Below are 16625 nucleotides of genomic sequence, written 5' to 3' on the forward strand. Positions count from 1 at the left end.
TCCGGTGCCGTCGGGCCTCACACCGGTGTAGTTCCACACCTGTGAGTAATCCTGGGGATAACTCCTGTGGCCGCCTCGTCAGGTGAGATGGCCGAACTGGTCCGCCGCCGCGTAGGTGAGCCAGGAGGCGGCGACCAGCGCCACCACGACGACGACCGTCGCCCCCACGGACACGAGGGTGCGACGCTCGCGCGGCGCGTAGGCGTAGGCGGCGCCGAGCGCGAGCCCCACGACTAGACCGCCCAGGTGCGCCTGCCACGCGATGCCGGGGAAGAACAGCCCGATCGCGAAGTTGATGCCGATGAGCACGACGATCTGCATCGCGTTCCGGCCCGTCCGGCGCAGGACGAGCAGGATCGCCCCGAAGAGGCCGAACACCGCGCCCGAGGCGCCGACGACAGGCTGGTACCAGGCCTCCGACGTCGGGCCCCCCGCGAGGAGCAGGTAGCCGACGGAGCCGCCGAGCGCGGAGAGCAGGTAGAGCGCCGTGAAGCGCAGCCGGCCGAGCTGCTGCTCGAGGAACGGGCCCGTGATCCACAGGGCGTACATGTTGAAGAGGATGTGGACGGGGCTCGTCGAGTGCAGGAACGCCGCCGTGAGGAAGCGGTAGGGCTGCAGCTCGCCGACCCAGGGCGCGAACGCGAGCATGTTCGTCCACGTGCCGCCCGTGACGAGCTGGAGGAGCCAGCTCACGACGCACAGGCCGATGATCGTGAACGTCACGACGGGCGGCCCGCCGCGCACCTTCCCACCCAGCGCGGTGCGCTGCGTCGGCGCCTGGCGGGCGGCGTCGCGCACGCAGTCGACGCACTGGATGCCGACCGCGGCCGGTCGCTGGCACTCGGGGCACGCCGGGCGCCCGCACCGCTGGCAGCGCACGTACGACACGCGGTCGGGGTGCCGCGGGCACACCGGCGGGACGGCGGGACCGTCGTGCGGTCCGGCCGTCCCGTACGCCGGCGGGCCGGGTGGCCCGGGAGGTGTCGCCGAGATGGTCAGTCCTCGATGGTGACGGACGTGATGACGATGTCCTCCTGCGGGCGGTCGCCCGGACGCGTGGGCGTCGCGTTGATCGCGTCGACGACGGCGCGGGACTCGTCGTCCGCGACCTCGCCGAAGATCGTGTGCTTGCCGTTGAGCCACGGCGTGGGGACCGTCGAGATGAAGAACTGCGACCCGTTGGTGCCCTCGGCCTCGCCCGTCACCGGGTTGCGGCGCACGCCCGCGTTCGCCATCGCCAGCAGGTACGGGCGGTCGAACTGGAGCTCGGGGTGGATCTCGTCGTTGAACGTGTAGCCGGGGCCGCCGGTGCCGGTCCCGAGCGGGCAGCCGCCCTGGATCATGAAGTCCTGGATCACGCGGTGGAAGATCAGGCCGTCGTAGAAGGGCTCGGTGCGCTCGGCGCCGGTGCGGGGGTCGGACCACGTCGTGGTGCCCTGGGCGAGCCCGACGAAGTTCGCCACCGTCTTCGGGGCGTGGTTCGGCAGGAGCTCGATCCGGATGTCACCTGCGGTCGTGTGGAGGGTTGCGAACATGGGCACCATCTTCCCACGAGACCCGCGCCCGACCCGTCCGGGGCGATGTCTCGCGGCGTGGCCGGGGTGGTGGCAGAGTGGGCGGAAACGCATCGCATCCGCACATTCGTCCCGTCGGACGACGACCCCGGGGAGCACGCATGACCCGTACTCGCTCAGCGAGCGACTCCGTCAAGGACACGCTCGAGTCGATCGACACCGAGAAGCTGAAGGAACAGGCCGCGCAGGCCGCCGCGACCGCGCAGAGCGCCGCGACCCAGCTCGCGGACCAGGCCAAGGACGCCGCGGTGCACGCCAAGGAGTGGGGCACGCCCAAGGTGGAGGCGTTCCTCGAGTGGCTCCAGCCGCGCGTCGAGAAGGCGTGGCAGGACAGCATCCAGGCCGCCGCGCCGCGCGTCGAGAAGGCCGCGACCAAGGCCGCGCCCGCGATCGACACGGCGCACGACCGCCTCGTGGAGGACGTGCTGCCGAAGATCGTCGCGAGCTTCAACGCCGCCGCCGCCAGCGCGGCCGACTCCGCCCAGCGCGCCGCGGACAACGCGGCCGAGGCGACCGCCGCCGCCACGGCCGCGGCAGCCGCCGCGTCGGGCAAGAAGGCGCGCAAGCTCGCGAAGCAGGCCAAGAAGGCGACGGCGGAGGCCGCGAAGCAGGCGCAGAAGTCCGCGGGCAAGGCCGGCAAGAAGGCCGCCAAGCACGCCGACAAGACCGCGGAGAAGGCGGCCGCCAAGCTCGCCGCGGCCGCGGACAAGGCGGCGGCCAAGGCCGCCGCGGCGGACTCCTCGAAGGGCAAGGGCCGCACGCTCTGGTGGATCGCCGGTGGCGTGACCGCCGCGGGCGTCGGCTACGTGCTCTACCGCCGCGCGCAGCCCACGACCGACCCCTGGGCCGAGCCGTGGGAGCAGGAGCAGCAGCAGGTCCACTTCGACGACGTCGTCGGCGACGCCAAGCACGCCGTCGGGGACGCCGCCGAGTCGATCGGCGAGGCTGCGGGCGCCGCCGTCGCGAAGGGCCGCGAGGCCACCGACAAGCTGGCCGAGCGCGCTGCCGAGGTCCGCGACGACGTCACCGACCGCGTCACCGAGGCCGTCTCGGACGCGAAGGACGCGGCGAAGAAGGCGACGAGCCGGGCCCGCAGCACCACCCGTGGCGGCGCTGCCGGCGCGAAGGACGCGGTGAAGGACACGGCGGAGGACGTGAAGGACGCCGCGGCGGACGCCAAGGACGACCTGGGCGACGCCGGCAAGAAGGCGCGCGAGGCCGCCGAGTCCGCGGCGCAGGACGCCGCGAAGAAGGCCGACGACGCCTGACGCTCCACCCCGCCGTCCTCGCACGGTGACAGACGACCGAGGGGCCCGTCCCAGCAGGGACGGGCCCCTCGTCGTCCCCCAGGGGCGGAGACCTCACGAGCACGCGGGCACGGCGGCGGCACGCGGCGGCAGCACGCAGCCTCGGCGGCGGGCACGCCGACGCCGAGGCCGGACGCACGAAGACCCCGTCCGCAGCCGGACGGGGTCTTCGTGGTCGTGACGATGGTGGAGCCAGGGGGACTCGAACCCCCAACCCCCTGCTTGCAAAGCAGGTGCGCTACCAATTGCGCCATGGCCCCGGGTGACGCGGCCGGGGCCGGTCAGCGGCGAGAGGTGCTCACTCGAAGGTGTCGGTGACCTCTGCCCAGAGGTCGCGCTCGGCGTTGTCCTCCGTGTACTTGCGCCACACGAGGTACCCGGCGCCGGCAGCGAGGAGCAGGAGCAGAAGCTTCTTCATGATGTTCCCCTCGAGTGGGTTGGCAGTGGGCCTAAGAGGACTTGAACCTCTGACCTCTTCCTTATCAGGGAAGCGCTCTAACCGTCTGAGCTATAGGCCCGCACGCGCCTCGCCGGACAGCCCCAGGAGGGCTGCTCCGCTCGCAGGCAGCGATTGAGGTTACCCCACCGGGAGCCGCAGACCCAAACCGAGGGCCCGTGCGTCCCGGTCGGGGAGCCGGTGCGCGGTCAGTCGTCGGTGAGCGTGAGGTGCACGCCACCCACGAGCGCCGCGACGATGTTGTACAGGAACGCCATGATCGTCGAGAGCGCCGTGATGATGACGACGTTCACCACGCCGAGCAGCGTGGCGATCGAGATCACGCGGCCGAACGCGACGTACTGACGGATGTCGACGTCCGTCTCCGTGCCGACGATCTGCGTGAACAGCTCCTCGATCTTGAAGAAGACCTGCATGCCGTCGAGCACGTACCAGACGACGGCGGTCGCGACGACGGTCATGATCCCGATGGCGACCGCGAGGAGGAAGCCGAGCTTCATCGCGGACCACGGGTCGATGCGCGAGACCGCGAGCCGCACGCGGCGCGGGCCGCCGTCGGGCCGGACGGCGGGCGTCGCGCCCGTCGCGGTCCCCACGGCGGGCGTGGCGCCCGTGAGCGGGCTCGCGGTGCCCGTCACCCCGGCGGCGGAGTAGTGCATGGAGGCCCCGGCGGGAGCGCCGGCGGCACCCGCGCTCGTGGGGGCCGAGGTGGTCGTGGGCACGCGCCTCACCGTCTCGTCGTCGATCTCGTCGTGCCCGCGCTCGGGCTCCGTCTCTGCGGGTGCGGCGGGGACCGCCGCCGACACCTTCTTCGCGGCCGTCTTCGCCGCCGCGATCGCCGCGGCCGCCGCCTTCACGGCCCCGGCCCGGGCGACCGCGACACGGCTCTCGCCCGACGCGCGCTCCATGCCGTCGTCGTCCACCGTGCCCTGCGCGGGCGCGGGCGCGGCCTGGGCGGCCGGGCCCGGGGGCGGCGGGGGAGGCGGCGGGACGGCGGCCGTCGCCCCGTCACGCGGGGTCGCCGGCGCCGAGGCGCCCTTCGACGAGCCCTTCTTCGACGAGCCGTTCGACGACGTCCCGTCCGCCTCGCCGTGCCGGCTCGGGGACGCGGCCGCGGGGCGTGCCGACGCGTCCGTGTCCGGCCGCGGCACGGTCAGCCGCGGCGTGATGGTCGGCGGTGCGTTGTTCTCGCTGCTCATCTGGTTTCCTCGGTGGTTCCGGGGGCCGGGTCGGTCCCGCCCGCCCCGTCGGACGAGGCGGTCGCGTCGGTGGTCGGTGCGCTGCTCGTGTCGGTGACGCCCGGGGCCGTGCCGGTCCCGTCCTCGCCCTCCACGGTATCCCGATCCTCTCCGAGACGACGCTCGACGTTCCGCGCGACCGCGATGATGCGGTCGCCCTTGTCGGGCTTCGCGAACGTCACCCCCTGCGTGTTCCGACCGGTGAGGTTCACCTCGCCGACCGCGGACCGCACGATCTTCCCGCGCTCCATGATGACCAGCACCTCGTCGTCGGCCTCCGTCACCAGAGCCCCCACGAGATCTCCACGAGCCTCCACCAGGTTGGCGACCTTGATGCCCAGACCGCCGCGGCCCTGGACGCGGTACTCGTCGATCCGCGTGCGCTTCGCGAACCCGCCCTCCGTGACCACGAAGAGGTCGGAGCCCTCCTCGACCACGTCGGCCGAGAGCAGCTCGTCGCCGTCGCGGAACTTCATGCCCGTGACGCCCGACGTCGCGCGGCCGAGCGGCCGCATCGTGTCGTCGTCGGCGGGAAAGCGGATGGACTGGCCCTTGCGCGACACGAGGATGAGGTCGTCGTCGGCGTCCACGAGGAGCGCCGCGACGAGCTCGTCGGGCGTCCCGGACTCGTCCTCGCGCAGGTTGATCGCGATGAGGCCGCCCGAGCGCGGCGAGTCGTACTCCGACAGCCGCGTCTTCTTCACCAGGCCGCGACGCGTCGCGAGCACCAGGTACTGCGCCGCGTCGTAGTCGCGCAGGTCGAGCACCTGCGCGATCTTCTCGCCCGGCTGGAACGCGAGCAGGTTCGCGACGTGCTGACCCTTGGCGTCGCGCCCGCCCTCCGGGAGCTCGTACGCCTTCGCGCGGTAGACGCGGCCGAGGTTCGTGAAGAACAGCAGCCAGTGGTGCGTCGTCGTCACGAAGAAGTGGTCGACGATGTCGTCCTCGCGCAGCTGCGTGCCGCGCACGCCCTTGCCGCCGCGCTTCTGGGCGCGGTAGCTGTCGCTGCGCGTCCGCTTCACGTACCCGCCGCGCGTGATGGTGACGACCATCTCCTCCTCGGCGATGAGGTCCTCGATGGAGACCTCGCCGTCGAACGGGAGGATCGTCGTCCGACGCTCGTCGCCGTACTTCGCGACGATCTCGCCCATCTCGTCGCCCACGATCGACCGCTGTCGCTCGGGCTTGGCCAGGATGTCCTGGTAGTCGAGGATCTGGCGCTCGAGCGCGTCGTGGTCGTCGAGGATCTTCTGCCGCTCCAGGGCCGCAAGTCGGCGCAGCTGGAGGTTGAGGATCGCGGTCGCCTGGACCTCGTCGACGCCCAGCAGCTCCATGAGGCCCGTGCGCGCCTCCTCGACGTCGGGCGAGCGCCGGATCAGCGCGATGACCTCGTCGAGCGCGTCGAGCGCCTTGAGGTACCCGCGCAGGATGTGGATGCTGCGCTCGGCCTCCGCCAGCAGGTACCGCGTGCGGCGCACGACGACGTCGAGCTGGTGCGTCGTCCAGTGCCGGACGAACGCGTCGAGGCTCAGCGTGCGCGGCACGCCGTCGACGAGCGCCAGCATGTTCGCGCCGAACGTGTCCTGGAGCTGGGTGTGCTTGTACAGGTTGTTGAGGACGACCTTCGCCACCGCGTCGCGCTTGAGCACGACGACGAGGCGCTGGCCCGTGCGGCCCGACGTCTCGTCGCGGATGTCCGCGATCCCCTGGATGCGGCCCTCCTTGACGAGGTCCGCGATCTTCGCGGCGAGGTTGTCCGGGTTCACCTGGTAGGGGAGCTCCGTGACGACGAGGCACACGCGGCCCTGGATCTCCTCCACGTTGACCACGGCGCGCATGGTGATCGAGCCGCGGCCCGTGCGGTACGCCTCCTCGATGCCCTTGTGGCCGAGGATCGTGGCGCCCGTGGGGAAGTCCGGGCCCTTGATGCGCTGCAGCAGCGCCGCGAGGAGCTCCTCGCGCGAGGCGTCCGGGTGGTCGAGGTGCCACTGCACGCCCGCCGCGACCTCGCGGAGGTTGTGCGGCGGGATGTTGGTCGCCATGCCGACGGCGATGCCCGCCGAGCCGTTGACCAGCAGGTTCGGGAACCGGGCCGGCAGGACCGACGGCTCCTGGGTGCGGCCGTCGTAGTTGTCCTGGAAGTCGACGGTGTCCTTGTCGATGTCCCGGACCATCTCCATGGCGATCGGCGCCATGCGGCACTCGGTGTACCGCGGGGCGGCCGCCGGGTCGTTGCCGGGGGAGCCGAAGTTCCCCTGGCCGGCGACGAGCGGGTAGCGCAGCGACCAGTCCTGCACGAGGCGCACGAGCGCGTCGTAGATCGCGCTGTCGCCGTGCGGGTGGAACTTGCCCATGACGTCGCCGACGACGCGCGAGCACTTCGAGTACGAGCGGTCGGGGCGGTAGCCGCCGTCGTACATCGCGTACAACACGCGCCGGTGGACGGGCTTGAGGCCGTCGCGCACGTCCGGCAGCGCACGACCCACGATGACGCTCATCGCGTAGTCGAGGTACGACCGCTGCATCTCGAGCTGCAGGTCCACCTGCTCGATGCGCCCGTGGTGCACCGCGACCGCCGTCCCGTCGGCGTGCACGATCTCCTCGGACCCGTCGCCGGGAGCCGTGGGCTCGTTCTCGGGGTTCTGCTCGTCGGTCACGGTCTACCTCGTTCGTTCGTCTCTTCGTGCGTCGTCGTCCTGGAAGACCTCCGGACCCGCCCGGGAGGGCGGGCCGCGCCGGGGTGTCCGGTCCTGCCGCCCCCCGGCTCCGCGAGGAGCGGCTCAGATGTCAAGGAACCGCACGTCCTTCGCGTTGCGCTGGATGAAGCTCCGGCGGGACTCGACGTCCTCGCCCATGAGGACGGAGAAGATCTCGTCGGCCGCCGCGGCGTCGTCGAGGGTCACCTGGTTGAGCGTGCGGTGCTCGGGGTCCATGGTCGTGTCCCACAGCTCCGAGTAGTCCATCTCGCCCAGACCCTTGTAGCGCTGGATCCCGTTCTCCTTGGGGATCCGCTTGCCGGCGGCCTGCCCGGCGGCGAGGAAAGCGTCGCGCTCCTTGTCGGAGTACACGTAGTCGTGCGGGGCGTTCGACCACTTGAGCCGGTAGAGCGGCGGCTGCGCGAGGTAGACGTGCCCGTTCTCGATGAGCGGGCGCATGTACCGGAACAGCAGCGTGAGCAGGAGCGTCGCGATGTGCTGGCCGTCGACGTCGGCGTCGGCCATGAGGACGATCTTGTGGTACCGGAGCTTCGTGAGGTCGAAGTCCTCGCCGATGCCGGTGCCGAACGCCGTGATGATCGACTGGACCTCCTGGTTCGACAGGGCCCGGTCGAGGCGCGCGCGCTCGACGTTGAGGATCTTCCCGCGGATCGGCAGGATCGCCTGCGTCCGGGGGTTGCGCCCGCGCACGGCCGAGCCGCCCGCGGAGTCACCCTCGACGATGAAGATCTCGCACTCCTCCGCGCGGTTCGACTGGCAGTCGCGAAGCTTGCCCGGCATGCCGCCGGACTCGAGCAGGCCCTTGCGGCGGGTGGCCTCGCGTGCCTTGCGGGCGGCGAGGCGCGCCTGCGACGCCTGGATCGCCTTGCGGATGACGTCGCGACCCTCGTTCGGGTGCGCGTCGAACCAGTCGGTGAGCTGCTCGTGCACGACGCGCTGCACGAACGTCTTCGCCTCGGTGTTGCCGAGCTTCGTCTTCGTCTGGCCCTCGAACTGCGGCTCGCCGAGCTTCACCGAGATGACCGCCGTCAGGCCCTCGCGGATGTCGTCGCCCGTGAGGTTCTCGTCCTTCTCCTTGAGGATGCCCTTGTCGCGCGCGTAGCGGTTGACCAGCGAGGTCATCGCCGCACGGAAGCCCTCCTCGTGCGTGCCACCCTCCGTCGTGGAGATCGTGTTCGCGTAGGTGTGGACGGACTCCGAGTACGCGCTCGTCCACTGCATCGCGATCTCGACCGAGATGCGCTTCTCCGTGTCCTCCGACTCGAAGTCGATGACGTCGGGGTGGACGAGCTCGACCTTCTTCGCCGTGTTGAGGTGCTTCACGTAGTCGACGAGGCCGCCGTCGTACTTGTAGGTCACGGTGCGCGCGGGGGACGAGCCGGCCGCGGCGGTGCCGTCGGCCTCCGAGACGCCGTCGGCGTCCGCCGCCGCGTCGTCCCCGCCCGTCACCTCGTCGCCGGTGTCGAGGTGGGCCGGACGCTCGTCCGTGAGCGTGATGCGCAGCCCCTTGTTGAGGAACGCCATCTGCTGGAAGCGCGCCCGCAGGGTCTCGAAGTCGTAGTCGGTCGTCTCGAAGATCTCCGGGTCGGCCCAGAAGGTCTGCGTCGTGCCCGTCTCCTGCGACGGCTCGAGCCGCTCGACCGGCGCGACCGGCTTCCCGCCCTCGGTGAACTCCTGCCGCCACGCGTACCCGTCGCGCCGGACCTCGGACACCATGCGCGTCGAGAGCGCGTTGACGACCGACATGCCCACGCCGTGCAGACCGCCGGAGACGGCGTACCCGCCGCCGCCGAACTTGCCCCCGGCGTGGAGGATCGTCATGACGACCTCGAGCGTCGGCTTGCCCTCGGTCGGGTGGATCGCCACGGGGATGCCACGGCCGTTGTCGACGACGCGCACGCCGCCGTCGGCCAGGAGCGTCACGTCGATCGTGTCCGCGTGCCCGGCGAGGGCCTCGTCCACAGAGTTATCCACAATCTCGTACACAAGGTGGTGGAGACCGCGCTCACCGGTGGAGCCGATGTACATGCCCGGACGCTTGCGGACCGCCTCGAGGCCCTCGAGGACGGTGATGTTGCTCGCGTCGTAGCCGCCGCCCGCCGAGGGTGCCGCCTCCGCGGACGCCGTCGGGTCGGGGATGGCGGTGTCGGTGTGCTCTGCCACGGGCAGGACTGCTCCTCGTCGTCGTGCGCGCGACCGCCGTGTCCGTGCCGGACCGGCCGCCGCTGCTCAAAGGTTCCGGGCCCGCACCGCCGCCTGCGCCGGCTCCGTGCGAGGAGCGTCCGACCGGCCGCGGACGGCCGGTGGAGGCGCCGCGGACGGGTTGCGCGGGCGGGTGGTGACAAGACCCGGAATGACCTCCCCAGTCTACCCGCCACGAGCCGAATTCCGCGGATCTCGGCCGTCCTGAGGACATCTCGCAGGGCATTCGCGACGCGATCCGCGCCGTCCCGGCGGAAGTTCTCCACACGGTTGTCCACAGGCTCTGTGCACGACGCTCGGGCGACCGTCGACGGTCGCCGGAAAAGTGCCCGCAGCAACCGTCCTGCGCTCCAGGTGGGAGCGCTACCGCAGCGGACAAGTCGGGAATCGGTGTTTCACGCGGAAAGTGGTCTAATACCACACACCATCCTGATTCGCGCGTCGTCCGCGCAGCAGCGATACCACGCGGGCGGCTCGACCCCGAAGGGACCCCACTCAGTGAAGAGACTCCTCGCGAGCGCTGCGGCGACAGCGCTCGCGCTCGGCGGCCTGCTCGTGGCCACCGCGGCACCCGCCTCCGCTCACACGCCCGACGTCACCGCCGACTGCACGACGCTCTCGGTGAAGCTCTGGGCCTACTCGAAGAAGAGCAACGAGCTCACCGTCACCGTGGACGGGAAGGAGGTCGAGTCCACGACCTTCGAGCGCCAGCTCACACGGTCGTACGACCTCGACCCCACGCAGGACCACACCTGGACCGTCTCCGTCGACGCGTCCGACGGCCGCCAGTACGACTACGAGCAGTCCGGCTCGACCCGGGCCTGCGAGACGCCCGACGCCCCGGTCCAGGTCGGCGTCTACGTGTACCCCAAGCTGGACCGCACGAAGGACGCGGCCTGGGAGAACTCCGGTCCGCAGAAGATCGTCACGAGCGCCGAGATCGCCGCGCCCGAGAAGCCGTGGGACAAGGCCTGGGTCGTGCAGCCCCTCGACCTGGACGACGTGCGCGAGGTCGCCCGCGCGATCCAGCCCGGCGTCGACACCGCCGAGCTGTGCACCGCCTGGGCCGTCCAGCAGGACCTCGTGGACCTGCCCGGCGGTCTCGACGACCTCCCGACGGACATCCGCTACTCGCCCGACGGCAAGCACCTCGGGGAGTTCCCCGAGGGCACGCTCGTCGCGTGGGACCACCAGGACCTCGCCGACCTCCTCCCCGAGGGCGCGTGCGACACCCCGAGGCCCGGTGCGCCTGCCCAGCCGGTCCAGGAGGAGGTCGACGTCCTCGTCACGCCGGACGTGCCGACCGCCGTCGAGGTGTGCGGCACCGAGCTCACCGAGCAGAACCTCCCCGCCGAGTCGGAGGACGTCCGGTACACCCTCACCGAGGAGGGCGTCGTCGCCGAGCCGAAGGACGCCGAGGCGACGTTCTCCCTCGAGACCGAGGGTCTCGGCTACCTCGTGACCGAGGACGGCCGCTTCGCGCTCTTCCCGCTCGAGGACCTCCTGCCGTCCGACGAGGCGTGCGCGCTCGTGCCCGGCGAGATCGGCGCCGTCTGCCAGGGCGACGTCCCGTACCTCGGCTACGAGATCGGCCTGCCCGAGGGCGTCACGGTCGACTCGGAGACCCCGCTGACGATCACCTTCCTGCACCCGAACGGCGGCGAGGACTACGTCGTGACGGACCAGCCGCTCAGCGGGACCCTCCTGTGGCCGGGAGCCTCGGCAGAGGAGCCGAAGCAGTGGCCCGGGTTCGTCCGGAACGAGGACGGCTCGTACACGGAGACCGACGGCAACTACGCCTGGACCCGCGACGGCGCCCTGGTGCTGTTCGAGGTCAACCCGTCGTACTCGACCGTGGTCGAGTACCCGCCGGCGACGAGCGCGTGCGCGAACCCGCCGGTCGCCCCCGTGGCCGTCGAGGACGTCGCCGGGCCCGAGGAGCCGACCGGCCCCGCGCTCGCCACGACCGGTGCGACGGTCGCCGGCGCGGCCGCGTTCGCCGCGCTGCTCGTCGGCGGCGGGGCCCTGGTGCTCTGGCTGCGCCGTCGCGCCCAGGCGTGACCCCCCTGACGTGGTGACCAACGCCCCGGTCACCACCCGCGAGGCCCGCCGTGCCCCCTGCACGGCGGGCCTCGTCGTCGGTCCGGACCCTCTCAGCCCCAGGTGTCGCGGGGACCCGGCCCGCGGACGGACTTCTTCCCCCGGCGGAAGCTCGGTCCCGCCGGCCCGAGGACGGTCACCGTCTCGACGACCCCCTCGCCCACCTCGCGCGCGAGCCGCTCGAGCAGCTGCGGCGTGAGGAGCCGCACCTGCGTCGCCCACGCCGTCGAGTCGGCCCGCACGACGAGCACCTTGTCCTCGAACGTCTCGGGCTCGCAGTGGTCCGCGACCTGGTCGCCCACGACCTCCCGCCACCGCCCGACGACGCCCCCCACCGACACGTCCGCGACCCAGTCCCGCTCGCGCAGCAGGCGCGCGACGACGTCGCCCAGGAGCTGCGGGTCGCGGCCGCCCGGGCGCGCCCCCGACGTCGGCGGGTCCGCCAGGATGCGTCGGCGAGGCTCCTGCCCGGGCCGCAGCCCCTTTGCGCGCGCCGCCGCCTTGGCGCGGTTCAGGGCCTGGCGCGCCACCTCCGCCGGCGGGGTCAGCTCCACGACGTGGCCGACGGGCAGCCCCGTGGCGCGTCGCTCCGGGAGGTCGTCGGCCGGGCCGGGGCGCGCGTCGTCGTCCTGGCGGTCCGCCGGGTCCCGGTTCGCGGGCTCAGTCCTCGACACGGTGCACCGTCCCGTCGTGCACGGCGAACCGCGCGCCGTCGAGCCGGCTCGGGACGTCGTCGGGCACGGCCGCGGTGATGATCACCTGGCCCGCGTCGGCCACGAGCTCGGCGAGCCGCTCGCGCCGGCGGACGTCGAGCTCGGCGAACACGTCGTCGAGCACGAGGATCGGCTCGCCGTCGGGCCCCCACTGGTCTGCCCACAGGAGCGAGTCGAGGCCCGCGGGAGCGCCGTCGCGCAGCAGCCGGTACGACGCGAGTCGCAGCGCGAGCGCGAACGACCACGACTCGCCGTGGCTCGCGTAGCCCTTCGCCGGGAGGCCGCCCAGGGTGAGGACGAGGTCGTCGCGGTGGGGACCGACGAGGTTCACCCCGCGGTCGACCTCCTTCGCGCGCACGGCCTCCATGGCCTCCAGCATGCGCCTCTCGAGCGCCGCCACGTCGGGGATGCCCGACGCCGGTCCGTCGCCCGGGTCCGCGGCGTCACCCGCCGCGGGCGGCCCCACCCGACCGTCGTCCGCGTCGAGCGCCTCGTCCACGGACGAGCGGTACGCGATGCGCGCCTCGCCCTGCCCCGCGCTGACCTGCTCGTACGCCTCCGCGACGTAGGGCGTGAGCGCGGCCACGAGCTGCAGGCGCAGCGCCGTGATCTCCGCGCCGAGGCTCGCGAGACGCGCGTCCCACACCTCGAGCGTCGCGAGCGGCGAGGCCGCGGTCTCGGGCGCGTCGTCGTCGGGCGGCGGCTCGGCGGCGGACGGCCTCCGCCGGCCGCGCCCGCGCAGCGCCGTCGCCGACTTGAGCAGCGCGCCGCGCTGGCGCAGCACCCGGTCGTAGTCCGCAAGGAGCGCCGCCACGCGCGGCACCAGGAGCACCGCGAGCTGGTCGAGAAAGCGGCGCCGTCCGTCCGGGTCGCCCTTGACGAGCGCGAGGTCCTCCGGCGCGAAGAGCACGGTCCGGACGATGCCGAGCACGTCGCGCGGCCGCTGGGCCGGGGACCGGTTGATCCGCGCCCTGTTGGCCCGCCCCGACGCGATCTCGAGCTCCACGGTGCTCGCCCGGTCGCCCCGCACGACGCGCGTCCGCACAACCGCGCGCGTGGCCCCCGCACGGACGAGCGCGGCGTCGCCCGCGACACGGTGGCTCGCGAGCGTCGCGACGTACCCGATCGCCTCGACGAGGTTCGTCTTGCCCTGCCCGTTCTGCCCGACGAGCGCGTTCACGCCCGGGACGAGCTCGACGTCGACGGACTCGTACGAGCGGAAGTCGACCAGGGAGAGGTGCGAGACGTACATCGGTGCGGCGAGGGTCGAGGAGGTCGGCGGGGACCGGTCAGGCCGGGGGTTCGAGCGGCCCGGCTCCCGGGGAGGCCGGACCGGCCGCCTTGACCGCGTGCCCGCCGAACTGCTGGCGCAGCGCGGCGACGGCCTTGAGCGCGGGCGACTGCTCCTGACGCGAGGCGAAGCGCGCGAAGAGGGCGGCGGAGATCACGGGCAGCGGGACGGCGTTGTCGATCGCCTCGTCGACCGTCCAGCGGCCCTCGCCGGAGTCGTCGACCCAGTCGTCGATCGCGGCGAGCTGCGGGTCCTCCTCGAGCGCCTTGACGAAGAGGTCGAGGAGCCACGAGCGCACGACCGTGCCACGGGTCCACGCCTTCATCGTGCCGTGCACGTCCTTGACGAGCTCGCTCTTCGCGGCGAGGAGCTCGTAGCCCTCGGCGTACGCCTGCATGAGCCCGTACTCGATGCCGTTGTGGACCATCTTCGCGAAGTGCCCGGCGCCGACCTCGCCCGCGTGGACGAAGCCCTCCTCGCGCGGGCCGTCGGGACGCAGCGCGTCGAAGACCGGCATGGCCGCCTCGACGTACGTCCGGTCCCCGCCGACCATGAGCCCGTAGCCGTTCTCGAGGCCCCAGACGCCGCCCGAGACGCCGACGTCGAGGTAGCCGACGCCCTTCTCGGCCAGCTCCGCGGCCCGCGCCTGGTCCTCGGCGTAGTAGGAGTTCCCGCCCTCGATGACGAAGTCGCCCTCGCCGAGCAGGCCGCCGAGCTCGGTGACCACGCCGCGGGTCGCGTCGCCCGCCGGGACCATGACCCACACGATGCGCGGGCCGTCGTCGGGCAGTGCCGCGACGAGGTCGGCGAGCGTCGCGACGTCGGACACCTCCGGACGAGGGTCGTAGCCGACGACCTCGATGCCGGCGGCGCGGACGCGCGCCCGCATGTTGTTGCCCATCTTGCCGAGGCCGACGAGGCCGATGCGCGTGACCATACGAGTCCTCCGGGTGCGGTGGTGCGGTGCGAGCCGTCCGGCTCCGTCGGGGTCAGCCGGCGAAGCGGATCGGCACCAGCAGGTAGCGGTAGTGGGACGAGTCCTCGCCGTCCAGGGAGTCCTGACCCGTGAACTCGACCGGCTTGTTCGGGTGCGTGAAGCTCAGGCGCACGAAGTCGGTGCCGAGCGCGCCCAGGCCGTCGAGCAGGAACTGCGGGTTGAACGCCACCGAGATGTCCTCGCCGACGAGCACCGCCTCCAGCGCCTCGGACGCCTGCGCGTCGTCGCCCTGCCCGGCGTCCAGGACGACCTGCCCGTCCGTGAACGACAGACGGATCGGCGTGTTGCGCTCGGCGACCAGGGACACGCGCTTGGCGGCGTCGATGAGCGGGGCGGTGGGGACGACGGCGTGGATGGGCGTCTCGTCCGGGAAGAGCCGGCGCACGGCGGGGTAGTCGCCGTCGACGAGCTGCGACGTCGTGTGACGGCCCCCGGCCTCGAAGCCGATGAGGTCCACGCCGGCGCCCGTGTTGAGCCCGATGTTGACGAGGCCCGAGCCGCCGAGGGACTTCGCCACGTCGTTGAGGGTGCGCGCGCGCACGAGGGCGACGGCGGAGTAGCTCGGGGTGACGGGCGTCCAGGTGAGCTCGCGCAGGGCGAGGCGGTACCGGTCCGTCGCGAGGAGCGTGATCTTCTCGCCCTCGATCTCGACGCGCACGCCCGTGAGGAGGGGGAGCGTGTCGTCGCGGCTCGCCGCCACCGTGACCTGCGCGACGGCGTTCGTCAGCTCGTCGCCCGAGACGGTGCCGGAGAGCTCGGGCATCGCGGGCAGCGCCGGGTACTCGTCCACCGGCATGGTGAGGAGCGTGAACCGGCTCGCGCCGCACGTCACCGTGACCTTGTTGCCCTCGAGGACGACATCCACGGGCTTCGCGGGCAGCGCCCGGGATATCTCGGCGAGCAGCCGGCCGGAGACGAGGACCGTGCCGGGCTCGCTGACCTCGGCGGGGATCTCCGACCGGGCCGAGACCTCGTAGTCGAAGCTCGACAGCCCGATGGTCCCCGACGCGTCGGCCTCGAGCCGGACCCCGGCGAGGACGGGCGCGGGCGGGCGGGTCGGCAGGGTTCGCGCCGTCCAGGTCACCGCGTCGGCCAGGACATCACGCTCAACCCGGAACTTCATCCCACACCCTCTCGTCCCCACGTCTCGGTCGGACCCGATCTTCACATGTGCCGTCCTGCTTCGCCGCGACGCCGGGCTCGCCGTCGGGGCCGCTCGTCCTCGCTCGTCCACCGGGCAGGTCTGCCGCTGTGGACACGAGGTGCCGGGTCGCAGGTCCGCGCACACGTGTCGTGCATGAACCCTACGCGAGGAGGCGGGTGGGAGGAACTGGAACGGCGGGCCTGGGGATGGAGGCCCGACGGCGGTCTCCGCCGACGTCGCGCGCTCGCCGCGGCTCGACGAGGATCGGGAGCAGGCTCGTGGAGCACAGGTCGCACCGTCGGCCGCCGGAGCCTGATGAAGGCGTGTGGAATTTCCCCTCTGAGAACACTTTCGTCGTCGTCATAGGGGTTGTGGATCTCGTGGAAAACCGGTGTCCGCCCAGGTCAGAGGGCACAAATGCGTGTGGACGAACCGGTGAGCCCAGTGTGGGAAAGTCGCGGCGCCTGTGGGCGGCCGATCTGTCCCCACACGTCGTCCACCGATCGAGGGTGCCCCGTCCACACCCAGAGGGCCTTCGTCCACAACTGTCCACAGAACTGTGCACAGGCCCGGTCCGGGTGGGCCGTCCACAGGGTGTGTACGAGGGCGTCCATCCACAGGTTTCGGGGGGAAAACCATGATGTTGTCAGGATTTGTCGCGACACACGAGACCCTGTGGTCCACCGTCGTCGTCCGCATTCCGCGGATGTGAATACCCACAGGAGTCCTGTGGATGACTGTGGACAACTCCACCCACATGCTGTGTACGAGTGTCGTTCACGACCGTGGCTGGGGAGTCGCGTGGTCGCTTGGAGCCGATATCCACAGAATATGGCACCGCAGTGGGCAACCCTGTGGACAGCACGCGAGACCGGTGAGGAAGGG

General features: G+C 72.1%; 12 protein-coding genes and 2 tRNA genes. 2 read left to right on the top strand and 12 right to left on the bottom strand.

Annotated elements, in window-relative coordinates:
* Positions 1 to 78: 78 nt before the first annotated feature.
* Both B8281_RS03780 and B8281_RS03785 read right to left on the bottom strand, forming a co-directional pair.
* Entirely contained in the window at positions 79 to 888 is an 810-nt protein-coding gene (locus B8281_RS03780; RefSeq protein ID WP_342065157.1) for a rhomboid family intramembrane serine protease, read from the bottom strand.
* Positions 889 to 995: 107 nt separating this feature from the next.
* A complete protein-coding gene (locus B8281_RS03785; protein WP_021483785.1) occupies positions 996 to 1535 on the bottom strand; it encodes a peptidylprolyl isomerase in 540 nt (179 codons plus the stop codon).
* Between the two features lie 140 nt (positions 1536 to 1675).
* Between B8281_RS03785 and B8281_RS03790 the strand changes: the two genes are divergently transcribed.
* On the top strand, positions 1676 to 2842 hold the full coding sequence (locus tag B8281_RS03790; RefSeq protein ID WP_085386963.1) for a hypothetical protein: 1167 nt from the start codon (positions 1676 to 1678) through the stop codon (positions 2840 to 2842).
* Positions 2843 to 3065: 223 nt separating this feature from the next.
* Here the strand turns inward: B8281_RS03790 and B8281_RS03795 are convergent.
* From B8281_RS03795 to gyrB, 6 genes are all read right to left on the bottom strand, one after another.
* Positions 3066 to 3141: transfer RNA gene (locus B8281_RS03795), tRNA-Ala, on the bottom strand.
* 38 nt (positions 3142 to 3179) lie between these two features.
* A complete protein-coding gene (locus tag B8281_RS19695) occupies positions 3180 to 3299 on the bottom strand; it encodes a DLW-39 family protein (RefSeq protein WP_021483216.1) in 120 nt (39 codons plus the stop codon).
* Positions 3300 to 3325: 26 nt separating this feature from the next.
* Positions 3326 to 3399 (bottom strand) — tRNA-Ile (locus B8281_RS03800).
* 127 nt (positions 3400 to 3526) lie between these two features.
* Positions 3527 to 4537, bottom strand: coding sequence for a DUF3566 domain-containing protein (locus tag B8281_RS19110; protein WP_085386964.1), 1011 nt, complete (start codon positions 4535 to 4537; stop codon positions 3527 to 3529).
* On the bottom strand, positions 4534 to 7173 hold the full coding sequence (gyrA, locus tag B8281_RS03810) for a DNA gyrase subunit A (RefSeq protein ID WP_232322760.1): 2640 nt from the start codon (positions 7171 to 7173) through the stop codon (positions 4534 to 4536). Before gyrA ends, B8281_RS19110 begins: the two co-directional genes overlap by 4 nt.
* Before the next feature lie 183 nt (positions 7174 to 7356).
* Positions 7357 to 9432 carry a DNA topoisomerase (ATP-hydrolyzing) subunit B gene (gene gyrB, locus B8281_RS03815; RefSeq protein WP_031315400.1) on the bottom strand — a complete coding sequence of 692 codons (2076 nt, stop codon included), beginning with the start codon at positions 9430 to 9432 and terminating at the stop codon, positions 7357 to 7359.
* Between the two features lie 561 nt (positions 9433 to 9993).
* Between gyrB and B8281_RS03820 the strand changes: the two genes are divergently transcribed.
* The gene (locus B8281_RS03820; RefSeq protein ID WP_085386966.1) at positions 9994 to 11556 is read left to right on the top strand and encodes a hypothetical protein; all 1563 of its coding nucleotides are present in this window, start codon (positions 9994 to 9996) and stop codon (positions 11554 to 11556) included.
* A 92-nt stretch (positions 11557 to 11648) separates the two neighbouring features.
* On the opposite strand, the gene B8281_RS03825 is transcribed toward B8281_RS03820, so the two are convergent.
* The 4 genes from B8281_RS03825 to dnaN all read right to left on the bottom strand — a co-directional run bounded on the left by B8281_RS03825 (position 11649) and on the right by dnaN (position 15719).
* Positions 11649 to 12149 (bottom strand): DUF721 domain-containing protein, encoded by a 501-nt coding sequence (locus tag B8281_RS03825; protein WP_061268303.1) that lies wholly within the window; start codon positions 12147 to 12149, stop codon positions 11649 to 11651.
* A gap of 106 nt (positions 12150 to 12255) precedes the next feature.
* On the bottom strand, positions 12256 to 13560 hold the full coding sequence (gene recF / locus B8281_RS03830; protein WP_085386967.1) for a DNA replication/repair protein RecF: 1305 nt from the start codon (positions 13558 to 13560) through the stop codon (positions 12256 to 12258).
* A 37-nt stretch (positions 13561 to 13597) separates the two neighbouring features.
* A complete protein-coding gene (gene gnd / locus B8281_RS03835) occupies positions 13598 to 14536 on the bottom strand; it encodes a phosphogluconate dehydrogenase (NAD(+)-dependent, decarboxylating) (RefSeq protein WP_034651935.1) in 939 nt (312 codons plus the stop codon).
* Positions 14537 to 14588: 52 nt separating this feature from the next.
* Complete coding sequence (gene dnaN, locus B8281_RS03840; RefSeq protein ID WP_034651929.1) at positions 14589 to 15719, bottom strand: DNA polymerase III subunit beta; 1131 nt, start codon at positions 15717 to 15719, stop codon at positions 14589 to 14591.
* Positions 15720 to 16625 lie beyond the last annotated feature (906 nt).

It is taken from the genome of Cellulosimicrobium sp. TH-20 (assembly GCF_002105775.1).
Classification (GTDB): Bacteria; Actinomycetota; Actinomycetes; order Actinomycetales; family Cellulomonadaceae; genus Cellulosimicrobium; species Cellulosimicrobium funkei.

Bases quoted from the DNA above. Each gene is read 5' to 3' on its own strand.
- gnd (WP_034651935.1), bottom strand. From the start codon at position 14,536: ATGGTCACGCGCATCGGCCTCGTCGGCCTCGGCAAGATGGGCAACAAC.
- B8281_RS03785 (WP_021483785.1), bottom strand. From the start codon at position 1,535: ATGTTCGCAACCCTCCACACGACCGCAGGTGACATCCGGATCGAGCTC.
- B8281_RS03790 (WP_085386963.1), top strand. From the start codon at position 1,676: ATGACCCGTACTCGCTCAGCGAGCGACTCCGTCAAGGACACGCTCGAG.
- B8281_RS19110 (WP_085386964.1), bottom strand. From the start codon at position 4,537: ATGAGCAGCGAGAACAACGCACCGCCGACCATCACGCCGCGGCTGACC.
- dnaN (WP_034651929.1), bottom strand. From the start codon at position 15,719: ATGAAGTTCCGGGTTGAGCGTGATGTCCTGGCCGACGCGGTGACCTGG.
- B8281_RS19695 (WP_021483216.1), bottom strand. From the start codon at position 3,299: ATGAAGAAGCTTCTGCTCCTGCTCCTCGCTGCCGGCGCCGGGTACCTC.
- recF (WP_085386967.1), bottom strand. From the start codon at position 13,560: ATGTACGTCTCGCACCTCTCCCTGGTCGACTTCCGCTCGTACGAGTCC.